We start from the raw sequence: 15936 nt of genomic DNA, 5'->3' as shown, positions 1-15936 counted from the left end.
GGGCGCTGACCGGCGAGCGCACCGCTCAGGCCCCTGCTTCGACCAGGGACCCGGGTACCCCACCCGCGTCCACCCGTCCGATCCACCCGCACCCGATGATGAGAGAAGGCCAGCCGTGTCCGATGAGCAGCTGCAGGATCCGCCCCGCGAGCCCCGTCGCACCACGACGCCGGCGCGCGCGCAGGCGGGCGACCACGAGGCCGGCCACGAGGCCGGCCACGAGGCGGGCCACGAGGTCGGCCACGAGGCGGCTGCTCGCCTCGAGCCGGCTGAGCTCGGCGCTGGTGGGCCGAGAGCGCTCGTGCACGCGGGCGAGCACGGTGCGTGGAAGCAGCTGGGCCTGTGCGCCCAGACCGACCCCGAGGCGTTTTTCCCGGAGAAGGGCAGCTCCACCCGCGAGGCCAAGCGCGTGTGCCAGGGGTGCGAGGTGCGCCGGGAGTGCCTGGAGTACGCGCTGGCCCGCGACGAGCGCTTCGGCATCTGGGGCGGGCTCTCCGAGCGCGAGCGCCGGCGGCTGCGGCGTCAGCAGCGAGGTGCTGCGTGAAGGGCAGCGCACCCCCCTTGCCGAACTAACTATAGTGCGCTAGTGTTCAGGGCATGAGGAAGCTCCCCGCCACCCGGACCCCGAGCGAGGACACTGCGGCGACGACGACAGCGGCCCCGGCCCCGGCCCCGGCTCCCACCGCCCCGGCTCGCGAGCACTACCGCAACCCCTGGCTGGCCCGCGCCCTGCTCGCCGCCTGGTCCGGCGACCGCTTCGTGCAGATCGCTTCTCCGCCCGGGGCGGGCAAGACCACCTTGATCACCGAGCTGGCCGAGCAGCTGCTGCACCGCGCTGGGCTGCTGACGGCCGTGGCGGCGCAGACGCGCGCGCAGGCCCTCGACGTGGCCAACCGCCTGGGCAAGGTCATGGCCGCCACCGGCACGTCAGCCAGCGACGGCGCGGACAGCGACCCGCTCACGCGCACCCCCGAGGTCGCCCTGCTGGGCAAGGACAAGCACCGACCCAGCGGCCTGGCCGCGGACGTGGCCTTCATCAGCGACGCGGGCCTGCGCAACTACCGCGGCGTGGTCGTCGCCACCACCGCCCGCTGGCAGGTCACCAACCCCGCCGCCTGGCCCTGCGACGTGCTGCTCGTGGACGAGGCGTGGCAGGCCACCGCCGCCAGCCTGCTCGCCCTGGGCTCGCTGGCCCCGCAGGTCGTCTGCGTGGGCGACCCCGGCCAGATCCGCCCCGTCGTCACCGGCTCCGTGCACCGCTGGCGCACCTGGGCGGCAGGACCGCACCAGCCCGCCCCGGACGCCTTCGCCGCCCGCTACGGCGCCGAGCACGTCACCAAGCAGCGCCTGCCCTACACCTGGCGGCTGGGGCCGGAGACCACCGCCCTGATCCAGCCCGCGTTCTACCCCGACCTGCCCTTCACCTCCGCCCGCCCCGAGCGCTACCTGACCGCACCCGGTGAAGGCACCCACGAGCACGGGCAGCACGATCAGCACGGCGCGCGCCTGCCGGAGCTGAGCGCCCGCACCGTGGCGACCAGCGCGGGCCCCTCGGACCCCGCGCTGCCCGCCGCCGCCGCCGCGCGCGTTCGCGAACTGCTGCACTGTGCCGTGGTCGACGCCCAGCACCCCGGCGGGCGCCCCCTGACCGCGCACGACGTCGCCGTCATCACCCCGCACGTCGATCAGCAGTGCGCCGTCGCCGCGCACCTGGCCGACCTGCCCGATGTGCTGTGCGTGACCACCAACGCCGCCCAGGGCCTCGAACGCGAAGCCGTCGTGGTCATCCACCCCCTGGCCGGGTACCGCGAGGCTCCCGAGTTCGCCGTGGACCCCGGCCGCCTGTGCGTGGCCCTCTCCCGCCACCGCAGCCACGCCACCGTCCTGTGCGACCCGCACACCTCCACCGTCCTGAACGCCGCGCAGCACGCCGACCCCGACAACACCGACCTGCTCACTCAGCAGCACGTCCTCGCTCACCTGCTGGCCCGCCGGTGAGCACCACCCGCCCGCGGTCGGGGACCGGTGCCCTGCCCCACCGCATCGGGGCAGGGCACCGGTCCCCGACCGCCGGCCTCAGCACAGAAGGAGTCCTCGTGACCCCCACCCCAGCCGCCACCTCCACGGCGCGAGCGTCGAGCGGAGCTCGCGCCCGCCGGCCTGCCGGCGCCTGGCGCACGGTGCCGCGCGCCGCGCCGAGAGCGCCGGCGCCCCTGCCAGCGGCCGCGCACCGCGATGATGTGCCCGTGCCTCGCCGTGTCGTGCCCCGCTCCGGCCCCTCGCGCCTGCCGGCCCTCGATGCCGACCTCGCCCGGCGCTGGCGCTGGCAGGCCACCGTGGAGGTCCTGGCCGACCTGGGCGTCCTGGATCCGGGCGTGGACGCGGACTCCCCCGACGTGCGCGCCGTGGTCGGTGAGGTCGGGCCGGCTCGAGGCCGGCCCGCGCCGGAGTCGGCGCGCTTCCTGGCCGCCGTCAGCGCCGGCAGCACCGACGACGTCAAGGCGCGCCTGAGCGCCGCCGCGCAGCGCACCAGCCGCGAGGCGCAGGTCGAGCAGGCCGCCAACCAGGCCGTCAACCGCCTGGCGCTCTCGCTGAGCCTGTACGACGAGGTCCCGGTCCTCTACAAGAGCCTGGGGGTGGCGCAGCCGACGTGGCGCACCCGCGAGATCCGCGGCCTGGGCCTGGACCCCACCGCCGAGGCGGACAAGGCCTGGTACCGCGACGCCACCAGCGCTGAGCTGAGCGAGCGGGCGCGCTCCGCCGGCCTCGAGCACGTCGCGGGCGCCGGCGAGCAGCTGCCCGAGGCCGTGCGCGAGCTCATCACCACCCAAGCCCGCTGGGCCGGCGCTCGCCGGGTGCGCGACGCCCTGATCCGTGAGCTCTACCCCGAGCAGTGCAACCAGCCGCAGTTGCAGGCGCTCAGCGGCCTGGGGCAGGCGCAGGTCTGGCAGATCATCAACCCCGACTTCCGCCAGCGCTGACCCCAGACCTGCGCCCAGGCGGTCCCCGACACCGCTGCCGTAGCGTCGTTCCCGTGCCGCCCCCGCTTCGACTGACTGCCACGCTGCACGAGGACGAACTGGTGCTGACGATGACCAACGGCACTGAGCACAGCCGACTACCTGTCGACGACGGCATGGACGCCGCGGAGGCCCTGGAGCTGCTGGAGGCCAGGCCGGTGCCCGTCCGGCTGCTCTGGACTGTTGACCGTACTAACGGATGCCTCAGCCCAGCGCCAAGCGCCGCCGTGACGAGAGCGGACCACACGCTCATCGAGCCGCGACCGTGATGTCGTCATGTTGATGGCGCTGCGGTGGCCTGGGCGGTAAGGGTGATCCGCACACGGTGGGCATCGCGCAGCACTTCAACGTCTTCGTGGGGCTGACCCTGCACGGTCAGGCCGCGGCGCTGGGCGCGAGCGTGCAGGGTGTCGCGCGCTGCCGCTAGGACCGCTGAGGCCCCAGCGCTCCACTCGGTGTCCTTCACCACGGTGGTCACGACGAGGTGTTCCATCGGCTCTCCAACGCTCGAGTAGTCGACGCCGACCGTGAGCGGATCTTGCGGAGAAGAACGACAGGGCTGCGGCAGGACCCGGGGTTGGGGTCCTGGCCGAACCATGCCAGCCGACCTCGATGATCACACCTCGGCCCAGCCGATCTGTGCTGACAGGTCTGTTCTCACGGGTCCGTCTTCACAGGTCTGTGCTTACAGCTCCGGTGAGGCGTCCTGGGCTGCGGCCAGTCCCGCCGGGACGTGGGCGGGGCCGGCTTCAGGGGGTCGGGGGGCGTCTTCGGGGTGAGCCCGCAACGCCAGCAAGGCCACGTCGTCGTCCAGGTGCCCCGCGACCGCGGCCAGCAGGCCGTCGCACAGCTGCTCCAGGTCAGCGCCTTCTCGGGTGAGGGTCGCGGCGGTGGCGGCCAGCCAGTCCAGACCGTCCTGCAGGTGCGCGCCGCGGCGTTCGATGAGTCCGTCGGTGTACAGCAGCACCGCCGATCCCGGCGCCAGCAGCTGCTCGTGGTCGTGGCGTTCGACCTCGGCGTCGAAACCCAGCAGCAGGTCGGCGCCGGTGTCCAGGTACCGGGTGGTGCCGTCGGCGTCGATCAGCAGCGGTGGCGGGTGCCCGGCGTTGGACCAGCGCAGCAGTCGGGTCCCGGCCGCGCGGTGGGCGGCGTCCTGCTCGATCTGGGCCACGATGGCGGTGGCCACGGCCTCGATGCCGAGGCCGGCGCTGGCCCGGTCGACCGCCGAGAGCAGCCGTGAGGGCGGGTCACCCAGGGTGAAGCCGATGCCGCGCAGCAGGTTGCGGAGCTGGCCCATGACCGCGGCGGCGCGCATGTCGTGCCCGGTGACGTCGCCGATGATCAGGCTGGTGGCTCCCTGGCTGGTGATGAACGCGTCGTACCAGTCCCCCCCGACCTCGGCGTGCGCGTTCGAGGCGGTGTAGCGCACCGCGATCTGCAGGTGGTCCGGCTCCGGTGGGGCGGTGAGCATCGAGCGTTGCAGGGTCTCGGAGATCCCCGCCGCCGCGGCCAGCGCCGCGGCTTCGGCGTCGTGGGCGGCGATGCGCTGCAGCGCTTGGGCGGTCAGCGCCGCCAGGGCGTGAACCAGGTCCTGCTGCTCGTCGCGCCAGGTCATCGCCTCGGCGAAGGCCAAGGACAGCGAGCCCAGCAGCACCCCACCGGCCCACAGGGGCACCTCGGCCGATCCCTCGGTGCGGGCCTGGGCGTACAGCGCCTCGGCGTGCGGGTACAAGGCGGTGGCCGCTGCCCGGTCGGGCAGGAAGTAGGGGGTGCCGCTGGTGGCGGCGTGCACCATCGGCAGGGCGAGGTCGGTGGGCAGGGTTTGCAGCTGCGCCCGCAGGTCCTGCTCGAAGTAGGAGCTGGTCAGGACCCGCACGCTGGTGCCGTCGGGGTTGCGCAGGCACAGCCCGGCGCCCTGGGTCCCCACGGCGCTGATGCCGTGGGTGATGAGCACCTGCAGCAGCTGCTCCTCGTCGTCGGCCTCCCCCAGCGCCTGCGCCACCTGGACCAGCGCGGCCATCCGCCGGGCGTCACCGGTGCGTTGCTCGGTCAGCCGCAGCCGGGCCAGGGTCTGGGCGCTGAGCGCGGCCAGGGCCTGCGCCAGCTGCAGCCGGGCCGGGGTGCACTGCTGCGGTGCGTTCCAGCCCACTCCCAGCAGGCCCAGCACCGAGCCGGCGCTGACCAGGGGCAGGTTGGCGGTGCTCTCGTAGCCGGCGCGGGTGAGGTCCTCACCCACGAGCGGGTGGGCGGTGATCGACTCGCTCAGCTGCTGGAAGACGACCGGACTGGCGGTGCGCACGGCCTGAGCCGGTGGGGAGGGGTGCGAGAGCGGCAGCCGCGCCCAGCGCTGGGCCACGTCCTGCTCGGGCAGGTAGGTGGCCAGGTCCAGGTAGGCCAGGTGCTGCCCGTCGGCGTCGAGCACGGCGAGGGTGGCGAAGTCGGCGCCCAGGACGTCGTGGGCGATGCCGGAGACCAGCAGCGCCAGCTGATCGGTGCTGGTGACGGTGTTGAGCCTTTCGGCCAGTGCCAGGACGGCTTGCATCGACGTTGGCGTCGGCACCGGGGTGATCTCGCTCCGCTCAGCTGATCTCCAGGAGGTCACAGCTTGTCTGTGACCTCAGCGAGGTCATCATGCCTGCTCGCCCCGCGCCTGGCAGCCAGTTCGTGATCATCAGGAACGGCACACGGCCATCGTCATGATCGTGACGTCCGTGACCGTGAAGTCGGAGCGGCCTGGCTGACTCACTGACGCCGCCAGAGCGCGTCCGGTCCGAGGTACCGTGCTGGTGCATCCTCGGATGGTGCCCCTCATCGCGCGCTGCACCGCCACCCTCGCCGGCGATGAGCTGGTCCTGACCATGCGTAACGGCGCTGAGCACAGCCGCATCCCCGTCGACGACGCGATGGACCCTGTCGAAGCGATGGAGCGCATGCACCAAGGAACGATGCCCGTGCTCCTGCTCTGGAGCTACGAGGAGCTCGACGAGGCACTTGCTCGCGACGGATGGTCGCGCGTTGGTCCCTGGCGCTACGGACCTACGGCAGACGTCCAACGCATCGATTGACAGGCGCAGGTTCACCCGCCGGCGGGTTGCTCGCGGTGAGGTCAGGGCGCAGTAGTACGGAGAAGGTCGCACCAGGAGCTCGACGCGTGCCTGGAGCGCTACGGCTACGTCCGCACCACGCCCTGGCGGTACGGCCCCAGCGCCGACATCACCCACGCGTGATCGTCCTAGGCTCGGCCAGCAAGCATCTGGCTCTCCCACGCCCGGCAGAAAGGGCCAGTCCCCTCCGGCAGCGTAGGCGCCCGGCAACGCCCGGGACGCGGGTGCACGACGGCCGCCGGGTCCTGAGGACCCGGCGGCCGGTGACGTGCTGATCGACCCGGCAGTCGCCTCTCGGCGAGTGGCCACTCGAGGTGGCTGAAGGTGAGGCCCGGGGACATGCAGCAGGCCGATCACCCCCTACAAGCACCAGCACCGCACCGACATTCCCTCCGCGCGGGGCTCCGGCGGCACCTGCGCCGGCCGCCGAGCCCGCAGGCGCTCGCTGCCGCGCTGGTGCCGCGGTGTGCGGGCGCATCGACCGCGCGTCGCATCGAGGTGTGCGGCGAGTCGGCACCGAGCCGACGACGCTGCGAGCGGTAACGACACGGCCGCGGTGCGGACACCGCGGCGCCATCGTGCGGCGACACTCCGTGGTGTGGCGCGGGCATGCGGACGAACCTGCCCTGGTTGAGCAGGGCGCCCCACTGAGACGGAGCAGCCGGAGAACCGGGCGGAGCGCGGGGCGGACCGTGCACGACGTGAGGAGAGGCACCGATGGCGACCGACTACGACGCACCGCGCAAGACCGACGAGGACCTGGACGCCGACTCCCTCGAGGAGCTGAAGTCCCACCGCACGGACAAGACATCCTCCAGCGTCGACGAGGACGAGGCCGACGCAGCGGAGGGCTTCGAGCTGCCCGGGGCGGACCTGTCGGGCGAGGAACTGTCGGTGCGGGTGCTGCCGCGCCAGCAGGACGAGTTCACCTGCACCAGCTGCTTCCTCGTCAAGCACCGCAGCCAGCTGCACTCCGGGCAGGGCACCCCGGACGGGCAGTGGATCTGCAACGACTGCGCCGCCTGACGCGTCACCTCGGCTAGCTCAGCCCGATAGGTTCTCCTCAAGCGTTCGTAGGTCACCTGGCTCATGCACAGCGGTGCCATCGCGCGTAGCGCGAGGTCACCGCGCGATCGTTCCACCTGCGCCGAGCGTCAAGACTTCCAGACGTAGGGGGTCGTGGTGGTGACCTCCACGAAGCCCATGCGCACCAGGATGGGCTTGCTGTCGCCGGAGGCGTCGACCTGCAAGTACCGCACCCCTCGCTGCAGGGCCAGCTGCGCCCGCCGGGCCACCAGAGCCCGATAGATGCCCCGCCCCCGCCAGGCCGACACGGTCGATCCGCCCCACAGGCCGGCGAAGCCGGTGCCGGGCTTGAGCACCAGCCAGGCCGCGGAGACGACCCGCCCCTCGACCTCGGCCACGAGCACCGCCACATCGTCCGGTGCCGCGCTGACCCGGGCGTGCAGGTCCTCGGCCAGCCAGGAGAGGTCCGCGTTCCACACCTGCGACTGCACGGCCGCGATGCGCTCGAGGTCGGCGCGCCCGCTGACCTGCCGCAGGCTCACCCCCGCCGGCAGGAGCGGGTCGGTGGCCATCTGCTCGACGGCACCGATCAGCACGGTCTCGGTGTCCTCGGGGGTGAAGCCGGCGGCCAGCAGCCGCTGGGGCAGGTCGGCGGGCTGGTCGTGCGCGCGCGTCTTCCACTCCACGGCCTCACCGCGCGTGGCGAAGAAGTCGCGCTGTGCGGTGATCAGCTGGTCCAGGTCGGCCCCGCGCAGGCCGGTGTCCACGGGTGGGTCGATCAGGCCGCGGTGCTGGCCGACGATGCGCAGCACGGGGCCGGTGCGCTGGTGGTGCACGCCGTGGGGCGGGTGGGTAGGTGTCCAGCCGCGCACCTGCTGGTCGTAGGCGGCGAGCATCCGGGCTGCGTCGATCACCGCTGCTGAGCGTAGCTCCAGCCCGACGTTCCCTATCGGATACACGGCCAACGCACCAACCGACGGCGCGCCATTAGCCAGATTAGTGAAGTCATCAGCCGCCAGTGACAGCGCGCACACCGCGGGATGACGGCGAGGTCGGCGATGTCCACGTGGCCACGCCAGCCAGCGAGGGCAGGCGGGCCTGGGGTGGCCGCGTGCCGGCTCAGAGCGTGGTCTTGTCGTCGCTGCGAGGGTCCTGCACCAGGTGCTCGCGGTGGAAGCCGCCGTCGCGGGCGCTCTCGCGCCAGGGGCGGGCCAGGTCCAGGGCGGTGTGGAACCGCGGGTCCTCACGGTCCAGGTCGGCGTAGACCACCTCCTCGTCCCCGGTCGCCGCCGCCAGGCAGGTCCCGTCGGGGCCGAAGACCTGCGAGGGCACCAGGTGACGGGTCTGGTCGGGGGAGCAGACGGCGATCCAGCAGGTGGTGATGGCGGCCAGGGCCTGCGCCTTGGTGCGGAAGATCGCATCGACGGGGTAGGTGGGCAGCAGCAGGCAGTCCACCCCCAGATCGGCGTACTCGGTGAAGACCTGCAGGAAGTTGATTTCCACGCACACCGCGATGCCGAAGCGGTACCCGCCGACCTCGAACACCGTCGCCTGGGTGCCGGGGGTGTAGTGGTGGCGGGTCTCGGTGGCCGAGCACAAGCGCTTGTCGTAGCGGTCCAGCACCTGCCCGGTGTCGGAGATGACGTACACGCTGTTGTGGGGCCGGTGCGGCGGGGTCAGCGGGTGCGCGGAGCCCAGGAGCACCCACACGCCGAGCTCGGCGGCCAGCTCGGTCACCGCCTGCGTCTGCTCACGCACCGCCGTCCAGTCCGTGTCGGCGAAGTCGGGGACCTGCTCCTTGGCGTAGCCGGAGAGGTGCCCCTCGGGGAAGAGCACCAGGCGTGCTCCCCGTGCTGCGGCGGTGCGCACCAGCCGGCGGGTGGTCTCGCCGTTGCGGTGCGGGTCGGGGCTGGCGGTGGGCTGGGTGATCGCGAGGCGCAGAATGCTCACCCCGGGCAGTGTGCCGGTCTGACCGACGTCGATGGGGGAGGCCGGGCGGTGCGACGTCGCCGGGCGAGCGCGGTCATCGGCGTCGCACGGTGTCGCAGGCTGCCGGTGAGCACGCGGATTGCGATGATGTGTGGGTGACCGTGAAGCCAGCAGCTGTCGGGGCGCAATCCGGTGACCCCCTGGAGTTGGTGATCCGGTGTCACGTCCTGCGGGTGCGGCCATTGGCGTTCCTCCTCCGCCGTTCACCCGGGGAGTCGAACCCCCTTCACTCCAGGGCTTCTTCCCACCACGTCGACAGGGGCCACGGCCCAGGCCGCTGAGCGCCCTCGGCGTGGCGGCCGCGGCGAGGGTGGCGGCGCTGTCGGAAGCCGGCGAGAACGAGCCCGACCAGCACCACGGTGAGCGGGGTCGCATGGCGCGGTACCGCTTCGACCTGGCAGGTCCAGCAGTCGGGCGGGCAAGGCGGGACCGCGACCGGCAGGGATCGGTGCAGGGGCCGGCGCAGGGTCAGTCGCAGGGTCAGTCGCACTGGATCTCCTCGTCAGATGGTGCAGCTCACCCACTGGGTGGTGCCGGCGCCTCTCGGGCGACGCGCGGCACTTACGGTCATCGCCTGACTGGATGTCGCGGCGGCCGTGAGCGCACCTGGATCAGGACTTGAGTGCCGCAACTGGCGGTGGTTACCGCTGGGGCTTCTGCCAGAGCGAGACGTGGGACGCGCTGTCGGCGGTGAACGGCTGCTGGGAGAAGTCGGCCCAGCGTTCGGTCAGGTTCAGGCCGACGAGCTGGGCCATGAGGTCCATCTCGGCGGGCTAGAGGTAGCGGTGCGGGGACTGGAACGTGGAGGCCTTCCCGGCGCGGACGTCGTAGTGGAAGGACGTCAGGCGCTGGTTGAGCACGTCGTACACGTCGATGCCCAGGTGATCGATGCCGACGTGGAAGGGGCGTGAGGTTTCCCCCGGGGGCAGGCGCTGTAGCTGGGAGACGAAGGTCTCGGCCACGAGCACCCCGCCCGGCTGCAGGTGGGCTGCGGCGTTGCGGAAGCACTGCACCTGCTCGGCCTGGGTGAGCAGGCAGGTCAGGGCGTTGAAGACGAGGTAGACCAGCCCGAAGGTTCCGGGGACGGTCGTGGTGGTCATGTCACCGATGACGACGGGCACGTGCTCGGCGCCGGGCTTGGCGCGCAGCTGGGCGGCCATCGGCTCGGACTTCTCGATGCCGCTGACCGCGATGCCGCGGGCGCTGAGGGGGAGGGCCACCCGGCCGGTGCCGATGGCGAACTCCAGCGCCGTTCGCCCGGCAGTGCACCGGGCGAGGAAGTCGACGGCAGGGTCGAGGACCTCGGGGGCGTACATGCCGGCCGAGGCGGCGTCGTAGTTCTGAGCTACTTGGGCTGTCCAGGCGCCATCGATCACGTGGGAGAGATTGGCAGGCCGCAGCCAGGCCGGTCACTTGGATATTGCGGAGATCGACAAGTCCGTGAAGTCGCGAGCCGCCAGGGACAGCGCCCACGACGCGGGATGACCGTACGTTTCCTCACTCGATCGGGTGTCCACAGGTGTCCGGCAGTGAGGGCCAGCGAGCAGCAGCCCACGCGGACCAGGTCGCGTGGAGGTGCGGGGCCGCGGGCACAGGCGCACTGCCCAGCTCCTCAGCGGTCGGCTCCTGAAAGTGGGCGCGCCACTCCAGCAGCTCCTCGGCGCTGATGGCGAACGTCTGCTCAGGGGTGCGGGTGCAGCGCCGCTGGATGCGGGCCCATTGCGTGTCGTGGTCGATGGGCAGGTATTCGATGGGGCAGTCGGCTCCGGCGGCGGTGAAGAGCCAGCGCAGGGCGGTGCACTCCTCACGGCTCCACAGGCCGAAGTCGACCACGACGCTCAGACCCCGCTCGGCGGCTCGCAGCGCGGTCCACAGCAGCCGACCCTCCAGGACCTCGCGCCTGCCTTCGGGCTGGGACTGCCCGAAGAGGGGGATCATCCACTCGTCGGGCGTCAGGCGCAGTGCTCCCAGGTGCTTCTCCAGGTGGCGGGCGCGGGTGATCATGCCAGCGCCCGGCAGGCCCACCATCAAGATCACCGTTGCGCGGTCCATGGCTCTCTCCTGGCTGCGCCGGTCGACGTGGAACTCCTTTCGGGCGGCTGCCGCGCCCCTGTCTACAGGCAGCGTGATCGAGGAGCCAGGGCTTTCCCGTCCGGCCGTACACCCTCCGGACATCGATGCGGGCTCAGGAGGTCACCCGCGGGCCACGATCGCGCCCTGCGTGCCGCACGAGCGTTCACTCGGCCTCTGGCCGTGCCATGGCAGGTCGGCGCCGTGCGTTGACTTACGGGGCGGCACGAGCAGAGATCGCCCCACTGGTGCCTGTGGTGGTCGACGATGGTGGGGTGACGAGTGTCCGCTGGGTGCCGTGCGTGGTGCAGCAGGAGCTGACCGATCCACGGCTGGCGCAGCAGGTGTGCGCTGTGCTGCTGCAGACGGTGCGCTTCCGCATCCGGCAACTGCACATCGAGGTGCACTCCCACCACCCAGACGAGCTGGATGCGGTGGTGCGGGAAGCGCAGACGCGGCTGCGCATCACCGGCGGTCCCGGGGTGCGGCACAGCAACGACACCGTCATCGCGCTGGCGGATCCGGAGGCGTCCTGGCTGGCGTTGCTGGTCTACGCCGGCTGGTGCCGCTACCTGGCCGCCTTCGACGAGACAGGCATGCGGATCGCCACCTTCCACGACGGCGGCAGCGGCCTCAGCATCGTGCTGCTGCGCGAGGAGATCTACGCGGTGCAGAAGCAGATCAAACCGCTGACCCTGGCGGTGCTGCAGGAGGCCCACCTGGCCGTGCTGGAGCAACGCCGCCTGCGTCACCTACACCGCCGTGAGGAGCAGCACCGCCGCCGGCGCGAGGAGATCGCCGCCACCCAGGCACAACCGGTGCCAAGTTCGCAGGTGGAAGGTGGAGGACCCGCAGGCCGGGGGTCAGCAGGTTGGGACCCGCAGGAGCTGGCCGCTGCCCCGCTGCAAGGCTGGAGGGTCACGGTCAGCGCCGAGGTGGTGCCCCGCGACCTCAGCGAGCAGGCACCGGCGGTGGCCGTGGGCCTGGGGACCATCACCCCACCGGCGGGGGCCACGGCCCGGCAGGAGCGCTGCGACCTGCCAGGGCACTTCGGCCTCAGCGTGGCCTTCCAGCCTCCCGACAGCTCGCACTTCGCCGTAGGGCGGCTGGAGCCGGGGGCGGCCGTCCTCAACGACGGGCAACTGCTGGTGGTCGCCGACGTTCCCGGCGGGCCGGCCGTCGACTTCGACTGGCCACCGCCTCCACCGGAGTACGGAGGTGCCGGCGCAGCCTGCCGGGCCGCTTTTCCCGGCTGGCTGATCACCGTCGCGCACGCCGCCGCGGGAACTGTGCACCTCAGCGCACCGCTCAGCTGGACCCGCCACGACAGCAGCGCCCGCGGCACAGGCCGACCCGTCGACGGCACCTGCCACCTCACCTTGACCTTGGCGCCCCCGAGCACCACCTGAGCCACACCAGTCATCCCGGAGCAGCGCGCCTCACAGCGGGATGACCGTGAAGTGCAGTTGGGGATGACTCACCTTCTGCCAAGATCGCCCGATGGCTGTCCACCATCCAGCAACGATCGTGCCCACCAAGCTGGAGCTGCTGCGGGCGTGGGTGCCGCACCAGCCATGGATCGGCGGCGCCGACGCCAGCACCTTGATCAAGCTCGGGTCCTACCGCTTCGACGACCCCGACGGTAAGGTGGGGATGGAGACGCATCTGCTGGCCACCGCTGACGGGCAGGTGCTGCAGGTGCCGTTGACCTACCGCGGCGCCCCCCGCGCGGGAGCCGACGACTCTCTGATCACCACAATGACGCACACCACGCTCGGGAACCGCTGGATCTACGACGGCTGCCACGACCCCGTCTACGTCAGCGCCCTGGTCATGACCATCGTGACCGGCGGCCGGGAGGCCGACCTCTACGCCGCCACCGATCAAGGGCTGGTGCTGGAGCCGGCCACGACGCACGTGCGCGGCAGCGGCACCTCGGCCGCCGTCCCGGCTCTGACAGCGCCAGTGGTCAGCCATGACGGGATCACGACAATGATCAACGCCGGCGTCCGGCTCACCTTGCCGCGGGTCGTCGACGTCGCCGCAACGCCGGGGGCCGACCTCACGCTGAGCGGCACGTGGCCCGGTCAGGAGGTCTCCTGCGTGGTGGCCAGCGTGGTCGTGCCCTGATGAGAGGGCAGCGAGCGGTCAGACCATGACAGCGGGATGATCGAGCGTTCGCTCGACGCCACGGGCGAAGGTTGCTGTGTTGCGGCGGCGCTTAACCAGAACAGGACCACGGCCCAGTAGCGGAGCCAGCAGGAAGTCGCAGGCCGGCACTCTCACCGTGCCAGGTCAGCTCGTAGCGGTCCGCGCCGAACAGGCGGCTATCGCTACCGCGGTAGCCGACTCGCCGTGCGCGATATTCACCCGCGGGCGCGACGTACACCGTGATCGTGCCATCGCCGTCAAAGGAGTCGCTCTCCTCCACCACGATGCGGCAACCATCAGCGCTGACAGGGTGCAGCACGTGAAATGCGTCCCAGCCATCCAGCCATGCGACGAACACAGTCAGCGGGAGCGCGACGATCAGCACCAAAGCGGTCAGCACTCGAGCCCCGGCCACCCGTACCCAGTGCCTGCTGCGAGGTAGTGCTCCGCGGCGAGTCAGGACGATCCTCCAACGGGTTCCCGCGATGAGGAGCAGCAGACCGACGCCTGTGAGGGCACCGACTGCGTTGCTGCGCCGGGGCACCCACTGCCCGATGACCCAGACGTCATCCCAGCCCATCGTTGTATCAGCAACGATAGTGGATCCGATCAGGCTGATGATCCCGAGGCACCAGAGCCAGGCAGCTGAGCCTCTGGGCACGGAGGTGTGGCTCACCCGCTCATGTTCGGTGCTAGACGGCTCTGGAGCGGCTTGTCCTGTGAGATCCCCGCAGGTGTGCACAAGTCCTGCACGAAGATCAGGTACCTCCCGTCAACACGGGTAAGCGACGCTGCCTGCAGCACCGAAATGACCCAGCGTCCCGCAGTCTGCGGGATGACCGGATGGTTGGGCGGGTGGCTGGGGCGGGCTGGTCGGCGTGGCGCCGGTGTTGAAGCTGACGACCTGGCCGCTGGGGTCCAGGCACTGCTCGATGGCTGCGGCGGCGTCTTGATCGTGGGGCCATCCGCTGCTGGTGAAGGGGACGACGCCACCGCCTGCGGACAGGACGGTGCCCACGGGGGTGCTGGTGCCCTCGGGCAGCACCACGCTGGAGGTCTGCTCGTCCCACGTGGTGCCCACCGGCCACACGGCGGGCAGGGCGGCGTCCAGGGTCAGGCAGTGCCCGTCGTGGGTGAGGGTGCCGCCGACGAGGGCGGCCGTGCTGTGGTGGCTGTGGGCGTCGAAGGCGACGAGGGGCCCTGCGGCACCAGTCCTGGTGCTGCGCTCTGCTCGCCGGAGGCCGGCGAGCAGGCAGCGAGCGTGAGGGTCGTGGCGGCGGCGAGAGCCGCTGCGGTCAGCGCGGTGCCGCGCGCGGTCCGCGCGCTGGGCATGGGCGTGGGACGCATCGACGGTGTGAACGGTTGCGGGCGGGGCAGAAGCGAGTGCGTGCGAACCCGTCACGGCTCGCGTAGATCGACCTCGCCGTCGCCGATGACGATCACTCGATCCGGACACACTGAGCCCGTGAGCGTGCGGGTCCCACCGGAGGAGAAGGTGATCACCACGTCTCCCTCCGTGCACCCGGAGCCCAGGATCTGCATTCCGCCTCCGGCGTCGATGGGCAGGGTGCCCTCGTCCCAGAGAACACTGATGTCATTGGGGCCATCGTTGTGGAAGGTAAGGTCACCGCCCTCACCACACCCACCTACGGTGAGCACCAGAGCTGCGACCGCCACGAGCACTCCGGTGCTCACCCGCGTCCAGCGCATGAGCGCATCCTGCTGCGCGGCTGGCTCCGCGCGCGGATCCCGACGAAGACTGCACGGTGTTGCTCACCGAACCCACCGTCACCGCAGATGAGTGCACTCGGCGCCCACGGCCCGGCGCCCACGACCCGGTGCGCGCAGCCTGGTGTCGCCCTCCCGCGCCGGCTCACGGCCAGGGCACCTCAGCGAAGACAGGGTCGGTGACCAGGGCTTGCAGCTGGGCGGTGCTCATCAGCGGGGAGTCGAAGGAACGCCCCACAGCCAGCTCGGCCTCAGTGCTCGCCTCCAGGCGGGTATCGGCGCTGACCACGCGCCCATCGAGGTGGACGGCGGTGAGGTGGTGTGCCAGCCCTGCAGCTGTCCTTCAGGGGCCCAGTCTTGGCGCACCAGGCGCGTGTCGAGGATGCGGGCGGTGAGCAGCCGGATGCCGTCGCCCAGCTGCTCGTCGCTGCACTGCGCGTGCGAGGGGCAGGAGGTGCGCGCGGAGCCGGGAGGTTCGTCGACCAGGTGGCTGATCTGCACGGTGAGACGGGCAGCGGGGGTGCTGCGCGGGTCCTGGTAGGTCATCACCCAGCCCAGCGGCTGCCCGCTGTGGCCGTCCTGCAGCGCCTCGACCGCGGCGTAGCGGTTCAGGTCGGGGTCGATGCTCAGCAGCGCGTCGCGGAAGACCGCCCGGGCGATGGACTGCGGGTCGGCACTGCGGGCAGGGGTGGGGGCGGCCGGGCTGGTGGTGCCCGCGGGTGGTGCGGGGGTGGTGGAGGTCCACGGGGTGCCCGAGCCCCACAGCGCACCGGCAGCGACGAGGGCGCCCGCGGCGGCGGGCACGGCCACCGCGGTGCGGCGCAGCGTGCGCCGGCGCCGTCCGCGCC

General features: G+C 71.8%; 19 protein-coding genes. 8 read left to right on the top strand and 11 right to left on the bottom strand.

Going from position 1 to position 15936, the window contains the following annotated elements:
• The first annotated feature begins 130 nt into the window (after window positions 1-130).
• The 4 genes from ACRYR7_RS18050 (at window position 131) to ACRYR7_RS18035 (ending at window position 3289) form a co-directional block, all read left to right on the top strand.
• Window positions 131-544: a WhiB family transcriptional regulator gene (locus ACRYR7_RS18050; protein WP_432573498.1), complete on the top strand. Its 414-nt coding sequence runs from the start codon at window positions 131-133 to the stop codon at window positions 542-544.
• A 53-nt stretch (window positions 545-597) separates the two neighbouring features.
• Complete coding sequence (locus tag ACRYR7_RS18045; RefSeq protein ID WP_432573496.1) at window positions 598-1998, top strand: AAA family ATPase; 1401 nt, start codon at window positions 598-600, stop codon at window positions 1996-1998.
• Between the two features lie 248 nt (window positions 1999-2246).
• Entirely contained in the window at window positions 2247-2981 is a 735-nt protein-coding gene (locus ACRYR7_RS18040) for a serine/threonine-protein kinase (RefSeq protein ID WP_432573495.1), read from the top strand.
• Between the two features lie 53 nt (window positions 2982-3034).
• The gene (locus tag ACRYR7_RS18035) at window positions 3035-3289 is read left to right on the top strand and encodes a hypothetical protein (RefSeq protein ID WP_432573494.1); all 255 of its coding nucleotides are present in this window, start codon (window positions 3035-3037) and stop codon (window positions 3287-3289) included.
• A 5-nt stretch (window positions 3290-3294) separates the two neighbouring features.
• On the opposite strand, the gene ACRYR7_RS18030 is transcribed toward ACRYR7_RS18035, so the two are convergent.
• Entirely contained in the window at window positions 3295-3513 is a 219-nt protein-coding gene (locus ACRYR7_RS18030; RefSeq protein WP_432573493.1) for a hypothetical protein, read from the bottom strand.
• Between the two features lie 192 nt (window positions 3514-3705).
• Window positions 3706-5562, bottom strand: a complete 1857-nt coding sequence (locus tag ACRYR7_RS18025) for a GAF domain-containing SpoIIE family protein phosphatase (protein ID WP_432573492.1) — start codon at window positions 5560-5562, stop codon at window positions 3706-3708.
• 259 nt (window positions 5563-5821) lie between these two features.
• Between ACRYR7_RS18025 and ACRYR7_RS18020 the strand changes: the two genes are divergently transcribed.
• Both ACRYR7_RS18020 and ACRYR7_RS18015 read left to right on the top strand, forming a co-directional pair.
• A complete protein-coding gene (locus ACRYR7_RS18020; RefSeq protein WP_432573491.1) occupies window positions 5822-6085 on the top strand; it encodes a hypothetical protein in 264 nt (87 codons plus the stop codon).
• Between the two features lie 756 nt (window positions 6086-6841).
• Entirely contained in the window at window positions 6842-7150 is a 309-nt protein-coding gene (locus ACRYR7_RS18015; protein ID WP_432573490.1) for a DUF4193 domain-containing protein, read from the top strand.
• Window positions 7151-7278: 128 nt separating this feature from the next.
• Here the strand turns inward: ACRYR7_RS18015 and ACRYR7_RS18010 are convergent, their stop codons facing one another.
• From ACRYR7_RS18010 to ACRYR7_RS17990, 5 genes are all read right to left on the bottom strand, one after another.
• Window positions 7279-8046 carry a GNAT family N-acetyltransferase gene (locus ACRYR7_RS18010; protein ID WP_432573497.1) on the bottom strand — a complete coding sequence of 256 codons (768 nt, stop codon included), beginning with the start codon at window positions 8044-8046 and terminating at the stop codon, window positions 7279-7281.
• Between the two features lie 223 nt (window positions 8047-8269).
• On the bottom strand, window positions 8270-9100 hold the full coding sequence (locus ACRYR7_RS18005; protein ID WP_432573489.1) for a carbon-nitrogen hydrolase family protein: 831 nt from the start codon (window positions 9098-9100) through the stop codon (window positions 8270-8272).
• A 680-nt stretch (window positions 9101-9780) separates the two neighbouring features.
• Entirely contained in the window at window positions 9781-9903 is a 123-nt protein-coding gene (locus ACRYR7_RS18000) for a hypothetical protein (RefSeq protein WP_432573488.1), read from the bottom strand.
• A gap of 9 nt (window positions 9904-9912) precedes the next feature.
• Window positions 9913-10515, bottom strand: coding sequence for a class I SAM-dependent DNA methyltransferase (locus tag ACRYR7_RS17995; protein WP_432573487.1), 603 nt, complete (start codon window positions 10513-10515; stop codon window positions 9913-9915).
• Between the two features lie 121 nt (window positions 10516-10636).
• The gene (locus ACRYR7_RS17990; protein ID WP_432573486.1) at window positions 10637-11191 is read right to left on the bottom strand and encodes an AAA family ATPase; all 555 of its coding nucleotides are present in this window, start codon (window positions 11189-11191) and stop codon (window positions 10637-10639) included.
• A gap of 293 nt (window positions 11192-11484) precedes the next feature.
• Here ACRYR7_RS17990 and ACRYR7_RS17985 point away from each other — a divergent pair, with 293 nt between their 5' ends.
• Window positions 11485-12618: a hypothetical protein gene (locus ACRYR7_RS17985; protein ID WP_432573485.1), complete on the top strand. Its 1134-nt coding sequence runs from the start codon at window positions 11485-11487 to the stop codon at window positions 12616-12618.
• A gap of 91 nt (window positions 12619-12709) precedes the next feature.
• Complete coding sequence (locus ACRYR7_RS17980) at window positions 12710-13339, top strand: CG0192-related protein (protein ID WP_432573484.1); 630 nt, start codon at window positions 12710-12712, stop codon at window positions 13337-13339.
• Between the two features lie 91 nt (window positions 13340-13430).
• Here the strand turns inward: ACRYR7_RS17980 and ACRYR7_RS17975 are convergent, their stop codons facing one another.
• The 4 genes from ACRYR7_RS17975 to ACRYR7_RS17960 all read right to left on the bottom strand — a co-directional run.
• A complete protein-coding gene (locus tag ACRYR7_RS17975) occupies window positions 13431-14036 on the bottom strand; it encodes a hypothetical protein (protein WP_432573483.1) in 606 nt (201 codons plus the stop codon).
• 96 nt (window positions 14037-14132) lie between these two features.
• Window positions 14133-14762 (bottom strand): hypothetical protein, encoded by a 630-nt coding sequence (locus ACRYR7_RS17970; RefSeq protein ID WP_432573482.1) that lies wholly within the window; start codon window positions 14760-14762, stop codon window positions 14133-14135.
• Window positions 14759-15055, bottom strand: coding sequence for a hypothetical protein (locus ACRYR7_RS17965; protein WP_432573481.1), 297 nt, complete (start codon window positions 15053-15055; stop codon window positions 14759-14761). The genes ACRYR7_RS17970 and ACRYR7_RS17965 overlap by 4 nt, the downstream gene beginning before the upstream one ends.
• A gap of 243 nt (window positions 15056-15298) precedes the next feature.
• Window positions 15299-15936, bottom strand: a 638-nt coding sequence (locus ACRYR7_RS17960; RefSeq protein ID WP_432573480.1) for a hypothetical protein, incomplete at its 5' end; no start/stop codon positions are given.

It is taken from the genome of Kineococcus gurbantunggutensis (genome assembly GCF_050871925.1).
Lineage (GTDB): Bacteria > Actinomycetota > Actinomycetes > Actinomycetales > Kineococcaceae > Kineococcus.
Note: the sequence above shows the minus strand (reverse complement) of the source record. Positions and strands in the feature narration are given on the sequence as shown.